At 46.7% G+C, this 23,522-nt stretch carries 31 protein-coding genes; 21 read left to right on the forward strand and 10 right to left on the reverse strand.

Features of this window, described 5'->3' with window-relative positions; genetic code table 11:
- Positions 1 to 20 precede the first annotated feature (20 nt).
- On the forward strand, positions 21 to 623 hold the full coding sequence (locus QUA24_RS18215) for a tyrosine-type recombinase/integrase (RefSeq protein WP_333231059.1): 603 nt from the start codon (positions 21 to 23) through the stop codon (positions 621 to 623).
- Positions 624 to 964: 341 nt separating this feature from the next.
- Complete coding sequence (locus tag QUA24_RS18220; RefSeq protein WP_333231060.1) at positions 965 to 1,534, forward strand: hypothetical protein; 570 nt, start codon at positions 965 to 967, stop codon at positions 1,532 to 1,534.
- Here QUA24_RS18220 and QUA24_RS18225 read toward each other — a convergent pair.
- The 5 genes from QUA24_RS18225 to QUA24_RS18245 all read right to left on the reverse strand — a co-directional run bounded on the left by QUA24_RS18225 (position 1,524) and on the right by QUA24_RS18245 (position 3,661).
- On the reverse strand, positions 1,524 to 2,111 hold the full coding sequence (locus QUA24_RS18225) for a hypothetical protein (RefSeq protein WP_333231061.1): 588 nt from the start codon (positions 2,109 to 2,111) through the stop codon (positions 1,524 to 1,526). The genes QUA24_RS18220 and QUA24_RS18225 overlap by 11 nt on opposite strands.
- Positions 2,104 to 2,466, reverse strand: coding sequence for a hypothetical protein (locus tag QUA24_RS18230; protein ID WP_333231062.1), 363 nt, complete (start codon positions 2,464 to 2,466; stop codon positions 2,104 to 2,106). Before QUA24_RS18230 ends, QUA24_RS18225 begins: the two co-directional genes overlap by 8 nt.
- 27 nt (positions 2,467 to 2,493) lie before the next feature.
- Entirely contained in the window at positions 2,494 to 2,799 is a 306-nt protein-coding gene (locus QUA24_RS18235; RefSeq protein WP_333231063.1) for a hypothetical protein, read from the reverse strand.
- A 68-nt stretch (positions 2,800 to 2,867) separates the two neighbouring features.
- The gene (locus QUA24_RS18240) at positions 2,868 to 3,152 is read right to left on the reverse strand and encodes an HU family DNA-binding protein (RefSeq protein WP_333231064.1); all 285 of its coding nucleotides are present in this window, start codon (positions 3,150 to 3,152) and stop codon (positions 2,868 to 2,870) included.
- Between the two features lie 86 nt (positions 3,153 to 3,238).
- Positions 3,239 to 3,661, reverse strand: coding sequence for a hypothetical protein (locus QUA24_RS18245; RefSeq protein WP_333231065.1), 423 nt, complete (start codon positions 3,659 to 3,661; stop codon positions 3,239 to 3,241).
- Positions 3,662 to 3,817: 156 nt separating this feature from the next.
- On the opposite strand from QUA24_RS18245, the gene QUA24_RS18250 reads away from it, so the two are divergent.
- From QUA24_RS18250 to QUA24_RS18305, 12 genes are all read left to right on the forward strand, one after another.
- A complete protein-coding gene (locus QUA24_RS18250; RefSeq protein WP_333231066.1) occupies positions 3,818 to 5,116 on the forward strand; it encodes a hypothetical protein in 1,299 nt (432 codons plus the stop codon).
- Positions 5,117 to 5,187: 71 nt separating this feature from the next.
- Positions 5,188 to 5,655 carry a hypothetical protein gene (locus QUA24_RS18255; RefSeq protein ID WP_333231067.1) on the forward strand — a complete coding sequence of 156 codons (468 nt, stop codon included), beginning with the start codon at positions 5,188 to 5,190 and terminating at the stop codon, positions 5,653 to 5,655.
- A 64-nt stretch (positions 5,656 to 5,719) separates the two neighbouring features.
- Positions 5,720 to 6,523 (forward strand): hypothetical protein, encoded by an 804-nt coding sequence (locus QUA24_RS18260; protein ID WP_333231068.1) that lies wholly within the window; start codon positions 5,720 to 5,722, stop codon positions 6,521 to 6,523.
- Between the two features lie 13 nt (positions 6,524 to 6,536).
- Positions 6,537 to 6,779, forward strand: coding sequence for a hypothetical protein (locus QUA24_RS18265; protein ID WP_333231069.1), 243 nt, complete (start codon positions 6,537 to 6,539; stop codon positions 6,777 to 6,779).
- A 63-nt stretch (positions 6,780 to 6,842) separates the two neighbouring features.
- Entirely contained in the window at positions 6,843 to 7,235 is a 393-nt protein-coding gene (locus tag QUA24_RS18270; protein ID WP_333231070.1) for a hypothetical protein, read from the forward strand.
- Positions 7,232 to 7,498 (forward strand): hypothetical protein, encoded by a 267-nt coding sequence (locus tag QUA24_RS18275; RefSeq protein WP_333231071.1) that lies wholly within the window; start codon positions 7,232 to 7,234, stop codon positions 7,496 to 7,498. The genes QUA24_RS18270 and QUA24_RS18275 overlap by 4 nt, the downstream gene beginning before the upstream one ends.
- Complete coding sequence (locus tag QUA24_RS18280) at positions 7,495 to 8,001, forward strand: hypothetical protein (protein WP_333231072.1); 507 nt, start codon at positions 7,495 to 7,497, stop codon at positions 7,999 to 8,001. Before QUA24_RS18275 ends, QUA24_RS18280 begins: the two co-directional genes overlap by 4 nt.
- Positions 8,001 to 8,264 carry a hypothetical protein gene (locus QUA24_RS18285; protein WP_333231073.1) on the forward strand — a complete coding sequence of 88 codons (264 nt, stop codon included), beginning with the start codon at positions 8,001 to 8,003 and terminating at the stop codon, positions 8,262 to 8,264. The genes QUA24_RS18280 and QUA24_RS18285 overlap by 1 nt, the downstream gene beginning before the upstream one ends.
- On the forward strand, positions 8,255 to 8,806 hold the full coding sequence (locus QUA24_RS18290) for a hypothetical protein (RefSeq protein ID WP_333231074.1): 552 nt from the start codon (positions 8,255 to 8,257) through the stop codon (positions 8,804 to 8,806). Before QUA24_RS18285 ends, QUA24_RS18290 begins: the two co-directional genes overlap by 10 nt.
- A gap of 290 nt (positions 8,807 to 9,096) precedes the next feature.
- Positions 9,097 to 10,347 (forward strand): IS110 family transposase, encoded by a 1,251-nt coding sequence (locus tag QUA24_RS18295; protein ID WP_333231075.1) that lies wholly within the window; start codon positions 9,097 to 9,099, stop codon positions 10,345 to 10,347.
- Positions 10,344 to 12,896 carry an ATP-binding protein gene (locus QUA24_RS18300; protein ID WP_333231076.1) on the forward strand — a complete coding sequence of 851 codons (2,553 nt, stop codon included), beginning with the start codon at positions 10,344 to 10,346 and terminating at the stop codon, positions 12,894 to 12,896. The genes QUA24_RS18295 and QUA24_RS18300 overlap by 4 nt, the downstream gene beginning before the upstream one ends.
- A 293-nt stretch (positions 12,897 to 13,189) precedes the next feature.
- Positions 13,190 to 13,867, forward strand: a complete 678-nt coding sequence (locus tag QUA24_RS18305; RefSeq protein WP_333231077.1) for an N-acetylmannosamine-6-phosphate 2-epimerase — start codon at positions 13,190 to 13,192, stop codon at positions 13,865 to 13,867.
- A gap of 215 nt (positions 13,868 to 14,082) precedes the next feature.
- On the opposite strand, the gene QUA24_RS18310 is transcribed toward QUA24_RS18305, so the two are convergent.
- The gene (locus QUA24_RS18310; RefSeq protein WP_333231078.1) at positions 14,083 to 14,442 is read right to left on the reverse strand and encodes a phage holin family protein; all 360 of its coding nucleotides are present in this window, start codon (positions 14,440 to 14,442) and stop codon (positions 14,083 to 14,085) included.
- 214 nt (positions 14,443 to 14,656) lie between these two features.
- On the opposite strand from QUA24_RS18310, the gene mrdA reads away from it, so the two are divergent.
- A complete protein-coding gene (gene mrdA / locus QUA24_RS18315; protein WP_333231079.1) occupies positions 14,657 to 16,471 on the forward strand; it encodes a penicillin-binding protein 2 in 1,815 nt (604 codons plus the stop codon).
- Here mrdA and QUA24_RS18320 read toward each other — a convergent pair whose 3' ends face one another.
- The 3 genes from QUA24_RS18320 to QUA24_RS18330 form a co-directional block, all read right to left on the reverse strand.
- Positions 16,472 to 16,945: a hypothetical protein gene (locus QUA24_RS18320; RefSeq protein WP_333231080.1), complete on the reverse strand. Its 474-nt coding sequence runs from the start codon at positions 16,943 to 16,945 to the stop codon at positions 16,472 to 16,474.
- Positions 16,946 to 16,993: 48 nt separating this feature from the next.
- Positions 16,994 to 17,215: a hypothetical protein gene (locus QUA24_RS18325; protein WP_333231082.1), complete on the reverse strand. Its 222-nt coding sequence runs from the start codon at positions 17,213 to 17,215 to the stop codon at positions 16,994 to 16,996.
- Between the two features lie 395 nt (positions 17,216 to 17,610).
- The gene (locus tag QUA24_RS18330) at positions 17,611 to 18,642 is read right to left on the reverse strand and encodes a hypothetical protein (RefSeq protein WP_333231084.1); all 1,032 of its coding nucleotides are present in this window, start codon (positions 18,640 to 18,642) and stop codon (positions 17,611 to 17,613) included.
- A gap of 102 nt (positions 18,643 to 18,744) precedes the next feature.
- Here QUA24_RS18330 and QUA24_RS18335 point away from each other — a divergent pair, with 102 nt between their 5' ends.
- Positions 18,745 to 19,680, forward strand: coding sequence for a metallophosphoesterase (locus QUA24_RS18335; RefSeq protein WP_333231085.1), 936 nt, complete (start codon positions 18,745 to 18,747; stop codon positions 19,678 to 19,680).
- Positions 19,681 to 19,707: 27 nt separating this feature from the next.
- Positions 19,708 to 20,190 (forward strand): PD-(D/E)XK nuclease superfamily protein, encoded by a 483-nt coding sequence (locus QUA24_RS18340; protein ID WP_333231087.1) that lies wholly within the window; start codon positions 19,708 to 19,710, stop codon positions 20,188 to 20,190.
- Between the two features lie 88 nt (positions 20,191 to 20,278).
- Here QUA24_RS18340 and QUA24_RS18345 read toward each other — a convergent pair whose 3' ends face one another.
- The gene (locus QUA24_RS18345) at positions 20,279 to 21,154 is read right to left on the reverse strand and encodes a DNA adenine methylase (RefSeq protein ID WP_333231089.1); all 876 of its coding nucleotides are present in this window, start codon (positions 21,152 to 21,154) and stop codon (positions 20,279 to 20,281) included.
- A 274-nt stretch (positions 21,155 to 21,428) separates the two neighbouring features.
- Here QUA24_RS18345 and QUA24_RS18350 point away from each other — a divergent pair, with 274 nt between their 5' ends.
- The 4 genes from QUA24_RS18350 to QUA24_RS18365 all read left to right on the forward strand — a co-directional run bounded on the left by QUA24_RS18350 (position 21,429) and on the right by QUA24_RS18365 (position 23,517).
- Positions 21,429 to 21,632: a DUF751 family protein gene (locus QUA24_RS18350; RefSeq protein WP_333083642.1), complete on the forward strand. Its 204-nt coding sequence runs from the start codon at positions 21,429 to 21,431 to the stop codon at positions 21,630 to 21,632.
- A gap of 344 nt (positions 21,633 to 21,976) precedes the next feature.
- Positions 21,977 to 22,369: a PadR family transcriptional regulator gene (locus QUA24_RS18355; protein WP_333083597.1), complete on the forward strand. Its 393-nt coding sequence runs from the start codon at positions 21,977 to 21,979 to the stop codon at positions 22,367 to 22,369.
- A 319-nt stretch (positions 22,370 to 22,688) separates the two neighbouring features.
- Positions 22,689 to 23,231 carry a cofactor assembly of complex C subunit B gene (locus tag QUA24_RS18360; protein WP_333213382.1) on the forward strand — a complete coding sequence of 181 codons (543 nt, stop codon included), beginning with the start codon at positions 22,689 to 22,691 and terminating at the stop codon, positions 23,229 to 23,231.
- A gap of 91 nt (positions 23,232 to 23,322) precedes the next feature.
- Positions 23,323 to 23,517 (forward strand): hypothetical protein, encoded by a 195-nt coding sequence (locus QUA24_RS18365; RefSeq protein ID WP_333231090.1) that lies wholly within the window; start codon positions 23,323 to 23,325, stop codon positions 23,515 to 23,517.
- The last annotated feature ends 5 nt before the right edge of the window (positions 23,518 to 23,522 follow it).

Here is a 23,522-nt window from a genome sequence, read left to right on the forward strand (position 1 = left end):
GCAACTAAAAGGTTGCTTTTATGGCAATTTCTATATGGAATCAGCAACTCGTGAAAATTTGCGGCATCGGACAAGCCACCCCATTAAATCCGGTAACTTTTCAACAAATCAGCAACCACTTAACCTCTGATTGTCACAAGCTATTTTTGGCTGTCGCTTGGTATACTGGCGAAAGACCGGAGGCAATATTGAGCATGGACGTAAAGCACGTCTATGAAGATGTGCAGAAGCGTAAACCGCGTGATACAGTGCTTTATCCATTGTTCAACCGCAAGGATAAACAAACTCGCGAAGTGCCAAGTAATTGGGCGCTCAAACTCATGCTCGGAGCCTATGAAGCGCCAGAATCAGGGTTTCTGTTTCCTTCCTTATACCGAACTGATAAGCATTTAAGCCGACAAGCCATTGATAAAGCTTTTAGGCGAGCTTTGAAAAAAGCGGGCTTGCAAAATAAGGGTTTTTCTTTATATTCAGCGCGACGAGGATTCATTACTAGGCTTAATGAACAAGGTTTAGATATCAAAGTAATCCAAAGACTGACGGGGCATAAAAGCATTAATTCTCTAATTCGATATATCGACGTGACTGAAGACCAACTAAAAAATGCAATTGCTAATTTTTAATTTATGACCTTATTCAATCCTGCCCAACAACAATCGCAACAAGTTACAAAGTTTCCAAGCAGCAGCACTTTAACGGAATTCTCGTTAACAACGTCACCTACCGCTATTCTTTCTGATCGGAGCGTGGCGAGTAATAGGCGCGGGCTAACCATTTTCAACGATGGAACGGCAAACGCGCTTGTTGCTTACGGCTCGACTATTTCAGCGACTAATTTTACAGCCGAATTATTGCCCGGTGGATATTTTGAAGATTCGCCTAGTTCTCCATGGCAAGGGCCCGTAGTCATGAGAAGCACGAATAACCCAACGACTGTAAATATTACCGAGATAGTGATTATTTAATGCCTCTACAAAATCCAATTACTGAACCGCAAATACCGCAGCCGATCGCGAGAGACGCTGAAGTTACTGCCGCAATTAACGCGCACGTGGCGACGCCCGATCCACATACTCAATATTTGCTGCAAGCGGAGGGGGATGCTCGGTACAGGCAAAGCTCGGTAGCTCTCACCGATTCCGATATCCCAGCGGCGATCGCCCGCGACAGCGAAGTAACAGCAGCAATTACCGCACACACAAGTGCAGCAGATCCGCACCCTGCATACTTGACACAAACCGAAGGGGATGCACGGTACTTTCGCGGTCGATCGCAAACTTACACGCTCGATCCGCCGTCAATACCGGCTGGCGAATTACATAAAATTTTTGTTAGCTTTGCAGGAGCTAACTTAGGCGATGCTTGCCTAGTTGTCCCCATTAGCGTGAATATGTTTACCTTTGCTCTATGGCCCTTCACTCTCGCCGGAATAGTTGAATCGGTAAATAATATCGGAGTTTATTTAAGGAATGACTTTTCTGACCCTCTCGATTTAGGCAGTTTTCAAATTAGGGTTTTAGTTTTTAATTTTTAAGCATAGCGGCGACCTCTTTAGGTGATACTCCGGCCGCCAAGAGCGATCGCACTTCTTGCACTTTTGCCTGAGCGATCGGCGAATCGGTGTTACCCCCGCGAATGTGCTGATGTCTTACGCGCCCGTCAGCCCTGTAAGACAGCCGGTAATATTCCCCGCTGCGAGCCGTTCCACCGGGTTTGTAAATGGAGATGGGATCTGTTATCGAATCATTTTCGAGCGGGGGATTTGATTCGATAACAGCATCAACGCCAGTGATTGTATCGGTTTCACAGTGTGGCAGATTTGATTCGATAACAACAACCTCTACGGGTGTTATCGAATCAATTTTATCGGTGGGGGCGATCGCAAGTTTGACTTCAGCAGGAAGAAGGAAATCCCACTGAGCCGAGAAAGGATTCCAGAATTGCAGCCGCCCGTCTGTCGGATCGACAGCGTGGATTTTGTAAAGGTGGCCGCACCTGACGTGTTTTGCGATCGCCGGTATTTTCTTTATTTTCACCCAATCGCCAGGTTTGTAAAAACTTCCCGTTTCGGAAGCTGTTGTGTCAAAGAGTGAAAGTTGAGCGCTAACCATTGGTCTTCTCTACTTCAATGAGCTTCAAATTTGGAAAGATGCAGCGGAGCTTGGTGTTTATGTAGTCGAGTTCCCAGTCCTCTATTTGCAGTCTCGGTTCACCGGGACAGTGAACGCTGGTCTTGGTAAAATCGACTCCCCGCTGCTTGAGATTCCTCTCGCAAATTTTGATGTACTCGTTCATTAGGCCGGTGAACTCGATAAACGTGTGGCAGTTGGTGGCGATCGCCTCGCGGTAGTAATTGTTTGCTGCTGCCTTCATTGCCTCCAATATTTCATCGGGGGTCTGGGGAGAGTCGGGGAGTTCCTGCCTAGAGCCTCCCAGTAGAGCCACGGCTTCTTCTTTGGTTAACATTGATTTCTCCAAGTTGGATGTCTAGTCTTAATCGAGAAAAGCTTCAGGGGGGAAATCTTCAGGGGGGGAATTTTTTACCCGATCGCTCAATTGCCAGCCACGCTCAATAGCCGAAAAAGTGAGGGGGCTCGACACGAATAACTTTTGGAGTTTGAGCGCTGCAATTTCTGCACAATTCATAACCGCAGCTAACTCCTCGCGATTCAAACTAGAAGCTCGCATTACTTGCACTGCCAGGATAAGGGCGTTCGCCTCAAATCCGTTCAAACAAATTTGTAAGTTTTTAAGGCTTTCTAACTCGCGTGTACATTCCTCTACATTTAAATCTTCCATGTCTATTCATTGTCTAGTGTTTGTCTAGTGGTAGCCGATCGCCCTTCACGACCGATCGGCAAATTGTCTTACGCCGTCTTACCGCTGACAGCATCCTTAAACTGCTTGCCCGGTGAAAAAGCCGGCACCGTGGTAGCGGGAATTTTCATTTCTTCCCCGGTCTTAGGGTTGCGACCGTCCCGAGCTTTCCGCTCCCTCGCTTCCCAAGAGCCGAAACCTACCAGCGTTACTTTCTCACCGTCGGCGACTGCCTGAGTGATGGAATCTATCAGAGCGTTTAACAGTGCATTGGCTACTTTCTGGGTGGTGTCTGCTTTGGTGGCGGCTAGTTCGATGAGCTCTGCTTTGTTCATAAGTGCGATCGCCTTTTACTGATGACTAATATCTAATTACTAACGCAAAACCAGCACTCCACAAGGGATGCTGGTTTCTGTTGCGATTATTCTGCGAGGGTTTCCCCGCCGTTGTTGGATGATTCTACTTGCTGTTGCTGCAATTGCTGTTGCCGCATTTGCCGCTGCTGTTCTTCCTGTAACTCTTTGAGCTTTACTAAGTTGTCGAGCTTCTGCTGATACTCTTTGACTTCCTCTCTGTACCAGACGATGCACTCCTGAGACTTGACCAACTGCTTTTTAGCATCGTCGATTAGCTGGTCAATAACTCCCCCAAAGGGGTTGAAATCTCCAACTCCCGCCGAGCTAACTTCTCGATCAAGTGTGAGGGACTTACTCCCAAACCGTGCGCCAACTCCCGAAAGAGTCTGGCCCCCGTCGGCGTGAGCGTAAACATCTTGTTCGTCTTCAATTCCCCGTACTCCAACTGTTGCGCCTTCTTGACTTTGACCATGTTCTTGATGATTCATAACAACTTCCTTAAAGATTACCAAAGTCACATATGGGATGTTGACAGTTTCACATATGTTACTTTATGATAAACCAAAGTCACGTATGTGACAAGACTGCACAGCATACCCCAAACGATTCGGGCGGGAGTGCAGACCCGCCCTTTCTCCTAACCTATGTACACCCTGGAAAACCTGCAACAGAAGAATTTAAAGGAATTGAAGGAAATCGGCTGGGAACTCAACGTGTCCCCCGACGGCGACAGACGGTGCCGCCAAAACTGGATTGATGCTCTTATCGGCAAAAATCCCCCGCTGCTGCAACTGCTAGAAGTTTCCCCAGTGGTGGAAGTCGAATCGGTTCAGGAGGCGATCGAAATTCAACGCCAGGAGCCGATCGAGTCCAAGTTTGGCTGCATCGTTTATCCCAAGGCGTCCGTTAAGCCGATCGCACAAACCGCAATTGAAACTATCGGCGATGTCGAATCTAGACCTGCAAGTGCTGATTTTCATCACTCACTCACTCCGGCCGCCGAATCAGATGGAGATAGCAGCAGCAATGAAGCTGCATCACTGGGAAGTCAAACGGGCGATCGAGTATTGGCGCTGGCAAGGAATAGTGAAGGAAATAAAGGGCGAGCTTTACTCGATCGGTCAGATGAATTAGCGGCCGAAACTTCCCCCGGTGTTAAAGTCGAAACTACCGATCGGTTTGTCTTTATTGGCTCCAAGCGCTTCCGGGTTATTGAGCCTGTGATGCAGGAAGCCGTTGATATGAAGACTTTCGGAGAACCCGACTATCCCGACTGGCCGGAGGGTTGGTTGCCGACGACAGATGAACTAGCGGCCACATTCAACGACGAACAACCGCCAAACCGTGGCGATGGCAAGGGACGGATTGAGCCAAAAGTGAGCCAAAGTGCGATCGACTTTTGTGCTTCCCCCGTGACCTTCTCTCCTAAATTCCTTGCAACCTACCCGCCCTACTTCGGCGAGATTCACTACAAGGCAGACCTCGATGGGCAATTAAACTTGCTGGAACGGTTAGAAACCGATAACGAACCGCCAGACCCGGATGATTTTGCCTCCCTCGATGCGTTCCGTGAGGCGATCGCACTTTGGGACGCAGAGCACCCCGAACCGCTAGAAATTTCCCTCGACTCCTTCTGTGAGTGGGCCCCGTGTCCCGATGACTGGTATGAGCCCGAAGTGCTTAATTGCAAACCGACGATCGAATGTTCCAGCACTTTTTCCATTCCCACATTTGACGCTTGGTGCGATCGCGCGAAGCGACAAATCGACAGCGACGAACCGCCCGACACAGGGAATTACGCCCGACTGCCGGGGCCCAAACCGCCCAAATTTCCGCCGATGAGTGTCGGTTCGAGCGATCGGGCAAACCGCATTAAAAAGTTTGCCCGCAACGCAACACTTGTGAGTGGGCGAGCTCCTCCGGGAGGTGATGCTATGTACTAGAAGCGACTGCTTGCATAGAGCATTGAACATGAAGAACTTATCTCCCATATCTCGTTTCTGCGATCGTCTTGATGAGAGACGTTAGGGCGATCGCTTCCTCCCTACCAAAAATTACAACAATGACTTATCTAAAAATTTCCATTCCCGTTTACAAAAAAGACAAATGGGAACGACTCGAAAAAGACGGAAAACTAGAAGTTAGCAGCGAAACCGACAGCCTTTCAGATGCTTATGAAATGCTGAAGCAGCAGCTCGATAACCTATTAGCCGAGCTAGATGCTCAAAACCGTTTAGCCGAAGATTCCGAAAGCTTAGAGCGTCAAATTCAGCAGCAAGCTTACACCCTAAAGACTCTCATTAAAGACATTGAACAAGCAACCGCACACTATGAAAGTTTGAAGCTCTTTTTAGAAAGGTTGGGCATTGACCCGATAGCTCACCGACTCACATTTGACAAGAGATTTTTGCTACAAGACGCCTCCTTGTCTGAGGTGGAAATTGTGCCGCCTGAACCGAGATACCCCGACGACGTTATTTAACCATCAACCCTGAAGTGATTCTCAGTTACCGAGCAATCACTTCCTTTCTCCCTACTTCTGATAAATGGAACTCACTTTAAACTCATACTCTGAATTTCAGCCACTCCTGGATTTTCAGGAAGAAACCCTTGACTCGATTCCCTACAATGATTTAGCCGATTTAACTCGTGAGATTAAACTCTCGTTTGTTGACTACGTGCGCCAAGGCGTGATGCTTGCCGTCATACGTCGCTACCGTCTCTATAAACGGCAATTCAAGGACTTTGCCGAATACTGTAAGCTCGCCCTCGGACGCTCGCCCATTTACTGTAAGCGCATCATTGAAGCGGCACAAACCACGATCGAATTGATAAAAGCAGGATTTAAAATCCTACCCACATCGGTATCGCAAGCCCTGCCTTTGGTGAAGTTCACCAAGCCAGACGAAACGGGAGCTCGCGAGCTAGAAAACAAATGGCAGACAGTGATAAACAGCCAACCGCCCGACCGCATAACAGCGGCAGCAATTACCGAGGCGATCGACGACAAAGAGCCGGAGGAACGAGCCAAGCAGGTAAAAATCGGTGGCAAAGCTTTCGAGATGCTGCAAAAGAAGGCAGTCGAGGCGGGGCTTACAGTTTCCCAATATTTAGAGCGCATTATCAGCAGCGTCTCCGTTCCAACAGAGGGCGAACCGCTTGACACAGAGGAAACCGAGGGCAAACCCGACGAACTATCGCCGGAAAAAGTCGAGATTTGCGATCGGGCTGAAGCCTTCGCCAAAGCTAAGCCCGCCCCCCGGTTTGCTATCAAAAAGCTATCAAAAAGCTATCAAAAAGTCATCGCGCCCGATCTAATTGGTTCGGGCTCTGAGTCCGATTCGTCGTAACTATCACCTAATTATGAGCAATGAAGCTTTAACGCAGACCCCAAAGTATCCCGCAGCCAGACCGGAAACCATCGCAGAAATTATCGCGCTCGACTGCCTGGTCGCTGACTTAATCGCCAAGTGTAAAGGGAACGTCCGCGAGCTTGATGAATTGGTTGGCGTCCTTGATGCCCATCTTGGATACTGCGAGTCTGAACGCGATGCGCTGTTGCCCGCAGTCATTGCCAAAACACCCGATCGCAAAGATAGCGACTAAACCACATTTAGCCGCTATCCACGAGGTTTAACACCGCGTTTAACTCTCATACCTTCATAACACATGAGTACACCTCAAACCACAAGCCAACGGCGGATCGACCGCCTAAAAGCAACAGCGCTCAACCTCGGATTTACAAAAGAATACGCCAAGCGCTACGGCAAACTCAGTAAAACCGCTACCTGGGAAACGCTGTTAAATTCCTACGGGGTCAAGCTTCCAGAGCATGACACCCCTGCACAACCAATCAGCAACAGTAATATTCAGAGCGATTTTGTCAGGCAACCTACGCCCGTTAACTTTTTTCGCTGGGTTGACTTTCCCCAGTTAATCGCCCTTACGCTCGCATCAGCGGGACTGTTTGTGCTGGCACGTCCTCTACTTCAGCACATCAGCCCTTCAAAACTTTTTCAACTTCCTCCCGTACAAATCAATATCAAAATCGGAGCAAAATGACTCAATTCAATCCACTCAATGAATCGTTTGATATTGGATGGCTGCAAGCGAACGGTTGGACAGTTGCCGGGAACTTAGCCTACCGCCACATCGTGCACGATTTTCTGCGAGATTCAGAAATCTCTCAAGAACGAATTACCCAAATCATCATGCAGTACGGCGCACTAGACCAGACGGCTCAAATCATTCAAAGCTTGAAAGAAACGATCGCACTAAAAAGCGAAATTCACCAAATTTTAAACAAGGGAGAACAAAAATTATGAGCTTACAGTTACGACTTTTTGGTGGCGGTCAATCCGATGCTGGAAAAATGACCGGCAGCGGTGGCAACCACGCCATTGACAAATCAAAAGTGCTGGCAGCGACCGACGCGGCCGCCATCTCGCCGACTAATCCCGGTAATTTTGACTCAATTCGATCGGTTCCGGTCGTACCGGCACCGCGCTACTTTGACCGTGAAGAAGCCGACAAACTAAAAGAGTTGGCAAAACAGAAAACTGAGGACGCTCGGCACACAAAGCGGAGTTACAAAGCGCTGAGCAAAATTGAAGTTGCCGACAAAACCGTACACAAAGAGCACCGGAAATACGAGGGAGTCGTCGCCGAAAACGAACTTAGCAAGGTGCGCGCCAATGCCGGGTTAGCCAAAAAACTGCACGGACTGCGGCCGGGTTACGCGCGTCTGGGGCTTGGCATAGACAAAGCCGACGGCGACGCTCGCGCCCGCATTGATGCAATTACAGCCAAACTAACGGGGGCGAACTAATGAGAGCGATGCAACTTGGCAACTACTTTTTAGCCGGGTGCATCGCTGCTAGCTTCCTTGGCTGGTTAGCGTCTTTGCACCCAAACGCACTCCGAGCCGTTGTGTGCTTGCTTGCCACAATTGCAGTTGTTTGGGGATTAAGTTGGTTGCTTGACTACTCTATAAGCAATTTGCTTAAAATCTCGGTGGCTGATTTTCAAGCTTTGCTAATTGGTGGTTTAGCGATGCTGTTAATCGGTCTGGGGGTGTTTTTATGCACTTAAAACTGTTTGCCTTATCCGGCACGGCATTAGCCCTTTGGTTAAGTCCTTTAATCGCACTTGATAAGCGAATCGGCTGGCACAAATCAATGCAAGGCTTGAGCCTCTGTACTGCCATTGCTTGCGCGGTACAAGCGGGAAACATCGCCCGCAAACTGTCAGCAGAAGGAGAAATCGAAACAATCAAGACGCGCGCAATTACTGCTGACGTAATAGATGAAATCAGCACAAGTGCGTATATTTCCCAGCAAGAACGGCAGAACGAAGCGGAACGAATTTTGAACAGCGCGCCGGAACGTTCCGACGACGTAGAACGGCTAGAACGTTTGATGGCACTGACTTGTGACGAACCGGAAATTGCAGAACGTTCTGAGCAAAACACATTAACAAAGGAGGACTGTGAACTTTTAGAACGCATTTTGCAACTTAAAGCGCGCGGGTACGGCAAAGCCAGAACAATCCTCGAATTGTGGGGAGTAAATAAGGGCGGCTCTGCTAAATACAAAGCCGCCGAATCTGAATACAATCGTCTAACTCAAGAATAACCCGCCCGACGAGCGCCGCTTATGGAATCAGCGGCCGAAACTCCCCCTTATTAATGGGGAGTCGCGGATTGATTCCAACCCAAACCGCCAATTAAAAAAGGCGCGATTTAGGGCTTTCAGATTGAATCAAGCTGTAATGGCTTTTTTGGTTTCATAAGCTCGGTCGCTGCCTAATTAATTGTTTGTCTCGCGCACTTTGAAGCTTTAAGAGTGAATTAGGCTCATTGTGGCCTTTGGGTGATTCATAAGCTGCTGCTGCGAGATTTGGAAACCTCACCCTTAAAAATGGAATGACTCAAATTATTGGCTTGGATATTAGCAAGGCCTCAGTTTCGTGCTGCTTAATATCAGAAAAAATTGACGAACCGCGCGAATTTTATTACCGCTACAATTTCCACAAATTCGCTGCTACAGCGCACGGGATAAATGAGTTACTTGTACTAATTGGATCGGAATCCGACAGGCAAAACACGATCGCAGTGATGGAACCGACCGGGGTAAACTACTCCCAACTCTGGGGAACTCAGCTTGCACGGGCTGGTGTAGAAGTCCGCCTCGTTGGTCACAAAGAACTCCGCAGCTTTCGCGAGCATCACCTGGGCTTGCCAGACAAAGACGACGACGCCGACGCGCTGGCGCTGGCAATTTACGGCTGGGACTACATCGACACCCCCCGACGATTTGTGCAGTCGCGCGATCGCACGATCGTACAAATTCGCCGCTTGGTGCTGCGGCTCGCGCACCTCAACCGGGTACAAAGCCCCATCATTAATCGGGCGCGGCAAGATTTGGCTTGGCAATTCCCAGAAGCTGCTTTTATAAAATCGCTCCGGTTTGGCGAGAAAGTGCCGCTGCTTTGGGGCTGGCTGTGCGGCGAGCGGCAGTCGGTAAAATACGATCTGCTACTGGAACGGTCGATCGGATTGGGGATAACTGACGATTTGAGGAAACACGCCGCTAGAATTTGCGACTTGCAGCGGGAGGAGATGTTTTTAGAATTTGAACTTTCCAAACTTGTGGGCGAGCCGCAGTTTTTACCGTACCGCAAAGTATTTGCCCGGTTTGGATTTGGCCGCCGCGTTGAAGCTTTGCTACTTAGCCAAATTTACCCGTTTGAAAATTACCTCGCGGCCGACGGCAAACCCGATATCAAAATTCGCAAGGGCAGGCGATCGGGCAAACCGACCAAGCGGCATTTATCGCTTCGCCGATTCTGCAAAGCTTTGGGATACGCGCCGTCGCAAGAATCTAGCGGCGACTTGCAAAAATCTAAAGTTGTCGGCGGCTCTGACTTGTGTCGCAAAGCTCTTTGGCAGTGGATTTTTACCAGAGTCGAGGTGAAGCGCGCTCGCATGGTTAACGACATTGGCGATCGGCTCGGCAAGATTATGGATGAAGAAAAACTCAGCGGCCGGCCGGTGCGGTTGGTGCGATCGCGCGTGGCGGCCAAAGCGGTTAAGCTGTTATTCAAAGAACTGGTAAACGAACTCGTTCACTGCAATCTAAAACCCCAAATCCAAAATCCAAAATTACTAGAGTGAAACCAAAAACCTTACATCGGACTTTGCCCCTAGCAACCTTTGAGGCTGCTTACCAGTTGTTACAGCAAATGGCTGAACTCCCAGGGGCGATTTGGCTGACCGACGATGCGATGATCGCGGATTCTCACAATCGGGAAAATTCGTCGGAAAGGTTTGCAGCAGTGGTATCAGAGCATTTTAGCGCACTGCTGCGGGGGAATCTATTAGATGAGTTCGCAACAAACGGACACAACCACAGCGAAAAAAATTTCCATTCGCAATTGAATGTGCAGTTGACTTTCGACCCCGGGGCGATCGCCGATTTCCTGTCTCCCCTCGCAGACAAACTCGCAGAAATAACGCCCGCACCCTCGTGGCAAATTGACATTCGCGCCCTCAAACAAGCAATTAAAAATATACAGACTAACTCGGCCGTTCTTCAAAGTGAATTCACCCTAAATTTGCTGGATATTCTCGCTGCCAATGCCAGCCCAAATAATCGCTCGCGCCTACACAGCCAAAGAGAAATAGAGGGAAAATCCGCGCCCAAAGTTATAGATCCACAAACGCTACAAAGCCAGATTGCTGAAGCCGTCAATCAATTACAAATTGCCAGTCCCTGTATTTCATTTTGTCAGCCAGTAGAAGATGCTTTGCAGCAGCAGCTCGAACAAGAGCGACTTTTGAATCAGGTCACAACTCAAATCCGCCAGAGTTTGGAATTGCCTGTAATTTTGTCAAAAGCAGTCGAGCAAGTGCGAGAGTTTTTGGAGGTTGATCGCCTGTTAATTTATCAATTTGAAAAAGTGCCAGCACCCCACAAGATCGAGTTAGCGAAAGAAAGACCTACGGCGGTTTCTGGGTCTAGCGAAATCCCAGAAAATTCCGGGTCTTACTTGTATTTAGGTCGCGTTACCTACGAAGCTTTAGCCAACGATGCTATCTCGTCTGTACTGAATTTTAGTGATGGCGCGCAGTGTTTTACTAATGGAGTCATTGATCGAGAGAAATATCGCAAAGGTTTGGCTTTGTGCGTCGCGGATGTGGAAACAACTTACTCTTCGCAGCCTTGTTTTTTAGAGTTGATGCGGCGGGCCAAGGTGCGGGCAAAGTTGCTAGTGCCGATCGTAGTTCAAGATGACTTGTGGGGGCTGCTAATTGCCCACCAGTGTACTTTTCGGGAGTGGGAAGAAAGCAAAAAAACTTTTTTGCGACAAATAGCAGAACATTTGGCGATCGCCATTTACCAAGCCGAACTTTATGCACAAGTCCAGCAGCAAAAGCGCACCTCAGAACAGCGCGTAATAGAGCGCACGCGAGAACTGCGCGATGCACTGGTTGCCGCCCAGTCTGCCAGCCTCGCCAAGAGCGAATTTTTGGCAGCTATGAGCCACGAATTGCGGACTCCTCTCACTTGCGTCATCGGTATTTCCGACACGCTGCTGCGGTGGTCTTACGGCAAAGTTGGCAGCAAAGAAGTGCCGATACAAAAGCAGCGGCAGTACCTGCAAACTATCCGAGACAGCGGCGACCATTTATTAGAATTAATTAACGATATTTTAGATTTATCGCAAGTAGAAGCGGGAAAAGCAATATTAAAAATTAGTGAATTTTCACTTTCTAAATTAGCTTCTCAGAGCCTGCACGCCCTCAAAGAAAAAGCTGCGACTAAAGGGGTGGAACTGCTGCAAGAACAGCGAATAAAACAAGAGTGCGATCGCTTCATCGCTGACCCGCGCCGCTTGAGACAAATTCTCTTCAATCTTATAGGAAATGCGATTAAGTTTACTCCCAAAGGCGGGCGAGTCATCCTGCGAGTTTGGGTGACAGAAGATCAAAATCGAACGCCGGCATTTCGGCAGGCCGGTACTGCACCTGCTGGCAGTACCGCTGTTTTTCAAATCAAAGATACTGGCATTGGAATTCCCGAAAATCAGCGATCGCTGTTGTTTCAAAAATTCCAGCAGTTGGATTCCCCCTACCGCCGCGAATACGGCGGCACCGGTCTGGGATTGGCTTTAACTAAACAGTTAGTAGAGCTTCACGGCGGTGCGATCGAAGTCAACTCTACAGTTGATGTCGGCTCTACTTTTACCGTTTTTATACCCATCCAAACTCTAACCAAAGATGAATCCACAAAATTCACATATGAAAAATCCAATTCATCTTTACCGCTGCATTCTTCCTCCTTGCGGGGCAGTCTCGTGCTCGTCGAAGAAGATGAAGAAACTGCCATGCTGATTTGCGATATCCTGACAGCAGCAGGGCTGCAAGTGGTGTGGATGATTGAAGGTTCGGCGGCGGTGGAACAAATTGAACTTTTGCAGCCCAATGCTGTGATTGTCGATATGCGTTTGCCGGGTATGAATGGCTGCGAAATAATTCACCAACTGCGCCAAAGACTAGCTACTGAAAATATCAAAATTCTAGCTTTAAGCGCTCATGAAATTCCGCTAGATCAGATATCTTTCGTGACGGCGGGAGCTAACGATTGTTTGGCTAAACCGATTCACCCTGAGCAATTGCTGGACAAAATTATTTCTTTAATGGCCGGGATTGGTAATGGGTAGTACAATTTTATATTTTATATTTTAGATTTTAGATTGGGGATTGACCACGAATTTTTTGATGATACCCGCCACGTGATTTATGCCTGGAATCAATCAAAAATAGAAAATAGAAAATAGAAAATAGAAAAATCCTCAAGCCCCCGCATTTATCCGTGGGGTCGCCTCTAAAATCTAAAATCTAAAATCGATTGACTCATTTGATATAGGTTGGGATATGGTCTACAGTTAAATTATTTTTTTGAACTGGTATAATTTGTAATTCCCAATTACCAATTCCCCATCCGCAATTCCCCATGATTAATTGTCAAATTCCTACAGGATTAATTGTTTCTTGTCAAGCACCTGCTGATTCCCCGCTGCACGATCCGATCGTAATTGCGGCAATGGCTCGAACCGCCATCAATAGAGGTGCGTCGGGCGTGCGGATTGACACTCCGGCTCACATTGCAGCGGTGCGAAAACAGATATCCGCTCCCATAATTGGGATTTGGAAGCAGCAATTGCCGGGATGCGAGATTTACATTACTCCTCGATTTGAAGACGCGCGGGCGATCGCGGCTTCTGGAGCCGATATTATCGCCGTTGATGCTACTCTGAGAAACCGTCCTGCTGGCGGCGAAGATTTAAAGACTTTAATCGGGCAAATTCACAGTAAATTGGGCAAATTAGTAATGGCGGATGTAGATACAATAGAAGCTGCGATCGCGGCAGCCGAAGCTGGTGCAGATACTGTAGCAACTACTCTTTTTGGCTACACTGCCCAGACGGAAAATTTTTCGCCGCCTGGATTTGATTTGCTTGCAGAAATGGTAGAAAAGCTTAAGGTTCCCGTTATCTGCGAAGGCGGGATATCGGGGCCGGAAATGGCTAAAAAAGCCTTGGATTTAGGAGCGATGGCTGTTGTTGTGGGGACAGATATTACTGGGATTGATCTTAAGGTGACAGCCTATAAGTCGCTGATGAGGAAGTAAGTTCGGCAACGGATTGTTTAACGGATGTAACGGATGTAACGGATTGAAGGAAGCTCGGCAACGAATTGTTTAACGGATGTAACGGATGTAACGGATTGAAGGAAGAAGGAAGAAGAAATATTGGGCGGTAAAAATGGCTTGTAGGCACAGGAAACGCGCCTGCTAAGGGTGGGAAATATCGGGCGATTTCTATCGCCCTTTATCAGGGGAAGTTACTAAATCAGTGCGCCGTTGATAAAGCTGCTAACTACAGCCAAGGCGATCGCCCCCAATACCGCGCTCCAAAGGCCCATCCGCAAGCTAAATCCTTCAACTAACTTCGCAGCCGAGGCAAAAACAATCACGTTAATTACAAAAGCAAAGGCGCCGGAAAGCAATCCCAGCGTCAGTAGGTTCGGTACGAAAAAAACTGCTTTCAGAATTGGCAAAATTAAAACATTCAACATTCCCAAAACCGCAGCCGAAATTACTGCTTTCGGTGTGCTGTCAATTTCTACGCCGATCGGCAGTTGAGAAATCAGTAGCAAGCTGCTACCTGTCACCAGCCAAGCAATCAAAAAATCGATCGGTTCCACAGCGCTCGTACCTCCTTAACAGTTGAAATGTCAAAAAAACCTGATATTTAACATCTACCTTAATCAAATAATCCGGCTGATTCGTCTGCCAACAGGGCGAATTTATGTCTGTCACTAAAGAGTGAGAAGTTCCAATCGCTGCATTTTCTGGCAAATGATCCGGATGGCAACCGTATCAACCTGTTAGTTGAATAAAAAGAGCAGATTAATTAATATGGCTGGCGATTTTTCTTTTAACTCTAAAATCAGATTCGACAAAAAAGCCTTGGACAACCCTGCACGGCAAGGCAGCCGATCGCTCCAAGTTATGATTTTTATGCTGCTCGTCACTACCTTGGTGACGCTACCCATATTTCGTCTAGCCGAACTGCAACTGGTACAGGGAGCCTACAACCGACAGCGGGCGGAAAATAACCGCATTCGCCCTGTTTCAGTCGCAGCCAATCGCGGTCAAATTTTAGACCGCAACGGCAAAATTTTTGCCGCCAGCCGCGTATCTCGATCCGTCTATGTGTGGCCAAAAGAGCGATCTGCTAAGGAGTGGGAAGAGATCGCTGCTACACTGGGCCCGATCGTCAAACTTCCCGCAGCCGAAATTGTCAAAAAAATCGATGCAGTTGGCTACAGATCAGCCCTCCCAGTGCGAATTAGTAAAGATATTGATGTCGGTACATTCGTCGCTTTGGGAGAACAAAGTAATGCTTTGCGGGGAGTTGAAATTCGCGTAGAATCGAGCCGAGACAATCCCAACCAGCAATTAGCAGCTCACCTTTTGGGATACGTCGGCGAAGCTAGTTTAGATCAATTAAAAGCTAATCCTGCATACCCGATGGGAATGATCGTCGGTCAAATGGGAGTTGAAAAATTAGCCAATTCAACTTTAGAGGGCGTTTGGGGAAACCGTTTAATCGAGGTAAATGCTAAGGGCGAGGAAATCCAAGATTTAGGTGTAAAAGATCCTATCCCCGGCAAACCGGTGCAGCTAACTTTAGATTTAGATATGCAGAAAACTGCGGAAAAAGCTTTGGGTGATCGCCTTGGTGCCGTTGTGGCGATCGACGTTAAAACCGGAGCTCTTTTAACAATGGCTAGTTGGCCGACATTTGACCCCAATATTTTCACCCGCAAGGTGACTCAAACAGAATGGGATCGGTTGCAAGGGCCAGACAAACCATTTTTAAATCGGGCCGTTCAAGGCTATCCAGTCGGCAGCACTTTTAAGATTGTAACTTCTGTAGCTGGGATGGAGTCGGGCAAGTTTTCTCCTGACTCGACTTTGGTAAGTTCTGCTTCAATTAACATCGGCGGAATTTCCTTTAACGAACACGGCGCCGGTTACGGCGTTATCGGTTTCCGCGATGCTTTAGCCTACAGCAGCAATACGTTTTTCTATCAAGTAGGTATGACTGCTGGGCCAGAAGAAATGGCAAAATGGGCTAAAAAAATGGGCATTGGCGGTACTATTAATTTAGATCTTTTGGGGATAGATGGCGCCAATCATGGTCAAGTTCCGATACCAGCAGAGAAACAGAAAATGTATGGGGAAGATTGGTATGTGGGCGATACGGTAACAATGGCAATCGGTCAAGGTTTGGTACTTTGTACTCCCCTAGAATTGGCAGTGATGGTGTCAACTATTGCCAACGGTGGTTGGCGAGTGCAGCCACATTTGTTGGCTTCTCAAACCAATACGCCTGTTACTCAAAAAATTTCAACAGGTATTAAGCCGGCAACTTTAAATGTCATTAAACAAGGATTGATTGAGGTGGTGAAAAAAGGTACAGGCCGCGGCTTGAATGATGGTACTATTCCTTTAAGTGCGGGCAAAACTGGAACGGTGGAAATGCCCGGTCATCCTGACAATTCTATGTATGTGGGTTTTGCTCCTGCTGATAAACCTGAAGTTGCGATCGCAGTTATTGTTGAAGGCGGCGGATTTGGTTCTGTATCGGCGGCACCAATTGCTCAAGAGGTATTCCGAACCTATTTCCAAAAGCAGGGTTTTAAACCTACTAATAAGCCTCTCTAGTCATGACTTCATTGTTGACTGTTGACTGTTGACTGTTGACATTTTGTCCAATACTTCGATCGCACTATTCTTGATATCTGGGAAAAGTGCGATCGAACAAAAATTTTCCCCTACCAATCGTCTCACTTCCACGGTTGATAAATTCATCATTTGCGCTACCTGTTCCCGGCTCATTCCAGAATTTAAGAGTTGAGTTACGAGCGATCTTAATGTTGACTCCGCTGCCAGTCGTCCCAGGTTCTCTTCCTTGTGAGTCTTCAAAAACTCACCGGTTTCAGGAACTCTAAACCTCAATTCTCCTGAAATTATATGCAATTCCAGTCTCATCACTTCACTGAACAACCACAACGTATCGCAAGCGATATTGTTGGCAGCAATCGGCTCATACTGATTGTTTATTAGAAGTACTCCCTGTAAAATCGGATTTAGGTAATCTCCCGACGGATCGTACTGAAAAAATTCCCTAACTCCCAAATCCAGATAAATTTCCGGTTTAGTTTCTTGGTCTTTAGTCTGAGTTGTTTAGGAAGTAATTTCTAACACAAAATCTGGAGTAATTCCCCCTTCTTCCCAAACTTTATAATTATCCCTTTTGCGGTTGGCAACTCCAAACACCACATAAATATCGGGAGCAACAACCGCTTGGTTATTCCCTTGTTTATAATAAATGAAATAATTGGCTGACACGTAAACATCAGAACGTTCTTGAAAGTAAAGCTTGACAGCTTCAACACTGTAAGTCATGTAATCGCGCGTGATGTCGCTTTTAGCTATCCGTCGCTGCTGGGATATTCAATTTCTAGTTGTTCGACTTGAGTTAAAATTGTCATTTTTCAATTTTCCTCAAACGTTATTAATTTAATGTCGGGTAAATAAGCGTTATAAGGTTTCTAGTGGGAACTTCATTGTTAGTAGTTTTATGAGAAATGAATTCCTGACTACAAACCTATTTAATTGTGGTCGTGACCGCTGACATGAGATGATTTAATGCTAGCATTCTGTCGGTACTTTTAAAAGTTAGAGATTACTCAAAAAAATTAACAGCCATAAGGTACGCAGGGATCACGCTACATAATTAGGTTCTGCGTCCTGGACTTTAAGGCTGGTAAGATGGTGTACAGATACAGATTCTTTAAATTCTAATTAATTCCTCTCTCTAAAATAATCATTTCCGAACCAACAACCGGACTTCTAGCTATTAACTTCCCTTGCATATTCGCAATTTCTAACTTGCTGAAATCGAGCGAGTTAGCCTCCTTCCACATCTTTGTTGCGAGTTTATTTTGCTCAACTTCGCTGAGTTTGTACCAATCTTCAGCGACTTTTACTGTCAAAATGCTGCTGGAAAAATTAGCTTGAACAGACTCAACTAAACCGCCGCCCAGTCGATTTTTAATGTCAGTAACTTGATTTTGAATCGCAGCAATCAGAGACTGTTCGGGCGTCAGGGGTGGCGGTGGGATAAGTTCTACTGGTTGGGGTTTTTCTGGAGCCACTAAATCGGGCAACTTGCTTTTGAATTTAGTAGAGATTGGCTCAGATGGTACGATCGCCTCTGGCGATTTTGGCGTTCCCGATGCCATAAAATCACCAAACGTTGGCGGCGACTGCTGCGCTGCTGGCAAAGGCACTTTTGCTACTTTCTCCGGCGGTTTTGCTGAGAAACTGTTGAAAGTTACACCGACTACAACGATAAGAGTTGCTGCTATGGCGGCGTTTAAAATTGGATCGGACAGCTTCTCGTTGGCAGATGGTGGCAGTAGCGATCGCACTAGCCGTACAATACTTTGCCAAAGTACAACGACTTTCTCTAAAAAACTCCCTTCCTTGCGTTGGGATACAGGCTTTTGCTCAACTTTTACAGCAACTTTTGGTGGCACGCTGTTAACTTCCACAGCAACAGCCGGAGGAGTTGCTGTTGCTGAGTCTGAAGCGGTGGGTGCGAGCGGCTTTTCTTGCTGCAACGGCGGTTCGGCTGGTAATTTTTTGCCTTTTTTTCCCAAATTCCCGATCGATGCAATCAAAGTTTTGATTCTCTGATTTTTGGGAACCGCGCTGCTGGCATTTTGAGTTTTGCTGCCAGTGGGGGCAGACTTGGCGGCCGAATCAACCTCCGGTGTCGGAGATTGAGAGGGTTCTGGAGTTGACTGGTTTAGCTGTTCTTCTGACATTTTCTCTGCCTTGGGGCGTTGCAAATATATCTAAACGCGATAAATTTTAGTTGAGCCATCTCAACCTTAATTTATCATTTTATTAGTTGTAACCGAATCAAAATGAGAATCAAACGCCGTCACTTTCTAATTTTAGGCAGTCTCAGCAGCTTAGGTTTTGCCGGAGTCTGGAAAATGTTTCAGCTTCGGACTGCCTGGGATACAGACGCCAACGCTGCTTTGCCTTCTAACGTTGAGGCAGAAAGGGCGATCGTCCCTTTGCCGGCCTCACCGCCTATTTTACGCTTTATTTCGGTAGCCGACACCGGTACCGGCGCAGAAGGTCAGTATGCTGTGGCTGAGGCGATGGCGCAATATCACCGGGAAAACCCTTTTAATGTTGCTGTTCTCGCCGGCGACAATATCTACAATAACGGCGAAATTGAAAAAATTAATGCTGTTTTCGAGCGGCCTTATCAGCCATTATTACAGCAAGATGTAAAATTTTATGCTTGTCTGGGAAATCACGACATCCGCACTGCTAACGGCGATCCGCAAGTTAAATATGCGGGTTTTAATATGCAAGGTCGCTACTATACTTTTCGGCGCGATCCCGTACAGTTTTTTGCTTTAGATACCAATCACAATGCGGATTGGAAAAATCAGCTTGTTTGGCTGGAAAAAGAGTTGAGTCAGAGCACCGCACCTTGGAAAGTTGTGTTCGGTCACCACCAGATTTATTCCTCTGGCCTGTACGGATTAAATCAATCTTTTATTAAGACTTTGACGCCTTTGTTTCAAAAGCACGGCGTGCAGCTTTATATCAACGGACACGAGCACAGTTACGAACGCACTCGCTCGATTAACGGTACGACTTATTTAATTTGCGGTGCCGGCGCGGGAACTCGTGCGGTGCGGCGTTCTGAGTGGACGGAGTATTCTGCTAGCCGCCTGAGTTTTGCGACGTTTGATGTCTATGAAGACCGGATGTTTGTCAGTTCTATCGGTACTGACAAACAGGTTTTTGATAGGGGAGTGATAAAAGTGCGATCGGCTTAATTCAAATTATATTCAGGAAGCAACAAAATGAATAGGGGTTTTAGAGCCAATAAAACTGGTTTTGTTTTAGAAACAACTGTAGAAGGTACGTTGAGAGGCCACGGATATCTCGAAATATGTCCCCAGTTGCCGAAAAAGCGCAAGCGAGAATGGCTCTTAAGCTCTACTGAAAATCCCAAGCGATATGCTAAACAGGTTTATATCGGGTCTAGCATTTATGAAAGTGAAATAAATGTCGATTTTTATATTGTTGATTCCGGTTTGTTTCCTCGGGGTCTAATTGTTGAGTGCAAGTGGCAAGAAGACAAAGGTTCAGTAGACGAGAAGTATCCTTACCTAAATTTAAATATTAAAAATTGTTATCGGGTTCCTACTATTGTTATAGTGGGTGGTGACGGTATGAGGCAAGGTTCGATCGACTGGTTTAAAAAACAAATTCCTGACAATCAAAATCTGTTGGCAGTTCACAAACTCGAAGGTTTCATTACCTGGGCTAACAAATATCTGTAACAGGAATCCCGGAGCTTTGCCACGTGTGGATTAACCACGTATTGATCCTACGAAATATGCTTAATTAGAGACTTTGCGTAAGTAAAACTTAAAATGAACGTATTAATAATTCCGTGATTTTTCCGCGCTTAAAACTATTAGAATTAATTCCCCTAGATGCTGATATCTCAAGGAGCTTTGGCAGAGATTTATTTGGAAAAAGTTGAGTATCGCTGTAGATTTTTTCGATAAAATCGCAGTTTGAATTAGACAGCATAACTTTCACGCCCCGTTCTGCAAGTTCTGCAAAAATATCTCTCAGTTTAAGCTGTTCCGATTCTTTGAAATTATCCCGGCTGTAAGTCGTGAAGTTACTGGTGGCACTGATTGGATAATAAGGCGGGTCAAAATAAACAAAGTCTTCGCTACTGGTAGCAAGATCCAAAATTTTATCGAATTTTCTGACTTCAATTTGAGCGGGCGCGAGTAAAGATGAGACCGATCGCAGTAAATCTGCTTGACAAATGTTAGGATTTTTGTATCGACCTATGGGAACATTAAATTCACCTTTTGAGTTTTCTCTATAGAGGCCGTTGTAACAAGTTTTATTTAGGTAAATCAGGCGTGCTGCTTTTTCTGTATCTGTTTTGTAGGAGCGCGATCGCACCGAGTAATAATAATTTTTATTGTCCTTGGTGTGTTCTAACTGATGTTCCTCTAAAAGTAGAATCAGTTCCTCAACTTTATCCCTGACACAGCGATAAGCATTAACTAACTCAGGATTAATATCTGTTAAAACAGCTTGCAAACCAGGGTGCTGCTGTGCTAAGTAAAAAAATATAGCTCCGCCACCCAAAAAAGGCTCGTAGTAAGTTGTGAACTTTTCAGGAAAATAAGGTTGATATTGTCCAATCAACCTAGTTTTGCCTCCTGCCCATTTCAGAAACGGACGTGGCAAGACGAAAGAAGGTGCGGCAGCAGACATTTATCTAGAAATAACGGCCCTATAATATTTATCACAACTAGAACTCAATAGACATACTTCTGAAGTTCTTACCGGAGGTCGCGTGGCATTAAACAGACAGTGCTGGAGCCATCGGCGAAAAGTTTTCGTTAGAATTATATATGTCAGCCTGGCCGGCAAAAATGCCCGATCGCCCGATCGGCAGATTTAGCTCCGGCTGTGCCAAAATTGTCTAACTCGCTCACAAGTGTTACCAGTCAAAGATCGTGCTGTGACACTTTACCCCACCAAGCCAATGCAAGATTTTATTAATAACGTCTCTCGCTACCCGCGCTTTTTCATTACGATATGTCTGGGAATTTTCTTTTTCCTGTTCGAGCGACTCAAACCCCTGCTCGATCGACCGACAAGTGCGATCGCCCTGATTAGTTCGATTGTAGCGACTTTTGTCTTTCTAACTTTTACACTGCGGGCTATGTTAGGCCTGAGTTCGGTTTAAAGCCTGCGCTTGAACGCAAACATCAACGGCAAATTCAGTTAAAACACTAACTCCCAAAGTAACTGCCAATTCTTGCAGGCGATCGCACACTTGACAATAGTCGCTGCGATAGATTGGAAGAGGAAGTTAGTAAGCGGCGTTACGTCAGCGCTGCTCAACCAAGCCGCAGGCCCACATTACCGAAGTGCAGGACAAGCGTTTGGGGCTATCAACATTCACTGGGGAAATACTGCACCTCTGTTTCCCCGGTGTCCCACTTAATCATTAGGAAGCGGCACACCCCGCCCCGCTTTCCTCTCCCGTTAACCTGACGGTATCACGAGAGTTTCCAGCGGACAAGACAGATGAAGTTTGAACATATCTATCAATTTTTTCAAGACCCCCCTCCTGTTTATCTAAACAAGGAATTAGCTGTGTGTTACATTCTCTCCGTGTTATTGCGCGGAGATTCCTACGGTACAGAACTGATTGGCCAACTAGAGAGGGAATTCCCCATCTACCGACTATCTGATACCGTTCTCTACAGCGCTCTGAAATTCCTCGAAGATGAAGCCGTAATCACCGGTTACTGGAAAAAAGTAGAAGGACGCGGCCGCCCCCGCCGGATGTATCAAATCCTCCCTGAGTGGCGTCACCAAGCTCAAGACCTCGCTCGTCTCTGGCATGAGTACATTGGTCAGGGAAACGGCTCGTCAGAGCGTCGTTCCCGCGCCTTAGAAACTGGTCACACAGGTTAGCCGAGTTGGAATCGGATGCCTAAACCCTGGAGATGCTGGCGCTACTTGCAAAGCGATTTGCCGGATTGCCTTCGCTTTGCTCGATCGCCACACAGCGATTAAAGCAGCTACACTACATCAGGACTTACGCATTGTCACTTAAGAATTAGGGATGATGGGGAGATATGGGAATTATTGGGTGATGGAGAGCAAAACGCCTTGCAGAAGAAGCTTTCTGCGAATTTTAATAAAAAAGTGTCTGCGTAAGTCCTCGATCGCTTTCTTATGTAAAGTTCTGTAAAGTAATAGTAGATAATTTCAATTACACAAACTTCTACCAATGGATACTGCTGTTCTTCCCTCTACCTTTGTGCTGACGCTGCTGTTGGCCGTAGGCTTGTTTTTCTTCATCAAGGCTTCAGTCAAAGATCGCATCGAACAAGTCAAGCTGGCTTCCGAGAGCGCCCAAGAGTCACTGCTAACCGACTTACAACAGTATTTTGCCGATAGAGCTTACCGAGTTGCAGCCGTCGATGCCCCCAACTATAAAGTCACGTTTGAGGGTTTTGTGCGGCCGAGTTGGTTTCTAGCTATTTTTCTAACTCTGCTGAGTGCAGGTGGCACTCTGTGCTTGGGACTGGTTTTGGGAATGCTAGTTCCTCAGCAGGGTCAAATTTTCCTAGCTTTGGTACTGCTGTCCCCGCTGGCGGGGGTATTTTACTGGAAAAAAGCTGGACGCTCTGAGCAAGTCTCCCTCAAACTCGAATCAGTTGCTGAGTCGGGAAGCCCAACCAAGAGCTTTGTTACTGTCAGAGCTCACCGCGATGAACTAGCAGCCATGCAAAAAGCTTTAGATTTGAAACCGATCGATTATAAAGTTTGACGCGGAACGTTTTTTGATATGCTAGATGCCGTAGTTAGACTTCGAGCTGACAAACCGATGACTCAAGAGTGGCTCTTGCATTGATAAACCCGTGGCTGTTTTTTTGATCCACTTGTTCGATCGACAAATTCGATCGACAAAACAGTCAAAAAAAAACCATTATCGTGAAAGTGCCAATTGTGGCGATCGCCCTTGGGCTGCGATCACGCCTGTTGCGATGGCTCCTTATACCCTAGTTTCTAAGGACTTTTCGCAGAAATTTCAGTTGGCACTCTCCAGACAATGAGAACT

Source organism: Microcoleus sp. Pol12B5, assembly GCF_036701335.1.
GTDB lineage: Bacteria > Cyanobacteriota > Cyanobacteriia > Cyanobacteriales > Microcoleaceae > Microcoleus.

Bases quoted from the DNA above. Each gene is read 5' to 3' on its own strand.
- QUA24_RS18255 (WP_333231067.1), top strand. From the start codon at position 5,188: ATGAGAGACGTTAGGGCGATCGCTTCCTCCCTACCAAAAATTACAACA.
- QUA24_RS18275 (WP_333231071.1), top strand. From the start codon at position 7,232: ATGACTCAATTCAATCCACTCAATGAATCGTTTGATATTGGATGGCTG.
- QUA24_RS18325 (WP_333231082.1), bottom strand. From the start codon at position 17,215: ATGACTTACAGTGTTGAAGCTGTCAAGCTTTACTTTCAAGAACGTTCT.
- QUA24_RS18280 (WP_333231072.1), top strand. From the start codon at position 7,495: ATGAGCTTACAGTTACGACTTTTTGGTGGCGGTCAATCCGATGCTGGA.
- QUA24_RS18270 (WP_333231070.1), top strand. From the start codon at position 6,843: ATGAGTACACCTCAAACCACAAGCCAACGGCGGATCGACCGCCTAAAA.
- mrdA (WP_333231079.1), top strand. From the start codon at position 14,657: ATGGCTGGCGATTTTTCTTTTAACTCTAAAATCAGATTCGACAAAAAA.
- QUA24_RS18350 (WP_333083642.1), top strand. From the start codon at position 21,429: ATGCAAGATTTTATTAATAACGTCTCTCGCTACCCGCGCTTTTTCATT.
- QUA24_RS18290 (WP_333231074.1), top strand. From the start codon at position 8,255: ATGCACTTAAAACTGTTTGCCTTATCCGGCACGGCATTAGCCCTTTGG.
- QUA24_RS18235 (WP_333231063.1), bottom strand. From the start codon at position 2,799: ATGGAAGATTTAAATGTAGAGGAATGTACACGCGAGTTAGAAAGCCTT.
- QUA24_RS18250 (WP_333231066.1), top strand. From the start codon at position 3,818: ATGTACACCCTGGAAAACCTGCAACAGAAGAATTTAAAGGAATTGAAG.
- QUA24_RS18225 (WP_333231061.1), bottom strand. From the start codon at position 2,111: ATGGTTAGCGCTCAACTTTCACTCTTTGACACAACAGCTTCCGAAACG.
- QUA24_RS18245 (WP_333231065.1), bottom strand. From the start codon at position 3,661: ATGAATCATCAAGAACATGGTCAAAGTCAAGAAGGCGCAACAGTTGGA.
- QUA24_RS18335 (WP_333231085.1), top strand. From the start codon at position 18,745: ATGAGAATCAAACGCCGTCACTTTCTAATTTTAGGCAGTCTCAGCAGC.
- QUA24_RS18340 (WP_333231087.1), top strand. From the start codon at position 19,708: ATGAATAGGGGTTTTAGAGCCAATAAAACTGGTTTTGTTTTAGAAACA.
- QUA24_RS18285 (WP_333231073.1), top strand. From the start codon at position 8,001: ATGAGAGCGATGCAACTTGGCAACTACTTTTTAGCCGGGTGCATCGCT.
- QUA24_RS18220 (WP_333231060.1), top strand. From the start codon at position 965: ATGCCTCTACAAAATCCAATTACTGAACCGCAAATACCGCAGCCGATC.
- QUA24_RS18215 (WP_333231059.1), top strand. From the start codon at position 21: ATGGCAATTTCTATATGGAATCAGCAACTCGTGAAAATTTGCGGCATC.
- QUA24_RS18360 (WP_333213382.1), top strand. From the start codon at position 22,689: ATGGATACTGCTGTTCTTCCCTCTACCTTTGTGCTGACGCTGCTGTTG.
- QUA24_RS18345 (WP_333231089.1), bottom strand. From the start codon at position 21,154: ATGTCTGCTGCCGCACCTTCTTTCGTCTTGCCACGTCCGTTTCTGAAA.
- QUA24_RS18355 (WP_333083597.1), top strand. From the start codon at position 21,977: ATGAAGTTTGAACATATCTATCAATTTTTTCAAGACCCCCCTCCTGTT.
- QUA24_RS18295 (WP_333231075.1), top strand. From the start codon at position 9,097: ATGACTCAAATTATTGGCTTGGATATTAGCAAGGCCTCAGTTTCGTGC.
- QUA24_RS18240 (WP_333231064.1), bottom strand. From the start codon at position 3,152: ATGAACAAAGCAGAGCTCATCGAACTAGCCGCCACCAAAGCAGACACC.
- QUA24_RS18265 (WP_333231069.1), top strand. From the start codon at position 6,537: ATGAGCAATGAAGCTTTAACGCAGACCCCAAAGTATCCCGCAGCCAGA.
- QUA24_RS18260 (WP_333231068.1), top strand. From the start codon at position 5,720: ATGGAACTCACTTTAAACTCATACTCTGAATTTCAGCCACTCCTGGAT.
- QUA24_RS18230 (WP_333231062.1), bottom strand. From the start codon at position 2,466: ATGTTAACCAAAGAAGAAGCCGTGGCTCTACTGGGAGGCTCTAGGCAG.
- QUA24_RS18305 (WP_333231077.1), top strand. From the start codon at position 13,190: ATGATTAATTGTCAAATTCCTACAGGATTAATTGTTTCTTGTCAAGCA.
- QUA24_RS18330 (WP_333231084.1), bottom strand. From the start codon at position 18,642: ATGTCAGAAGAACAGCTAAACCAGTCAACTCCAGAACCCTCTCAATCT.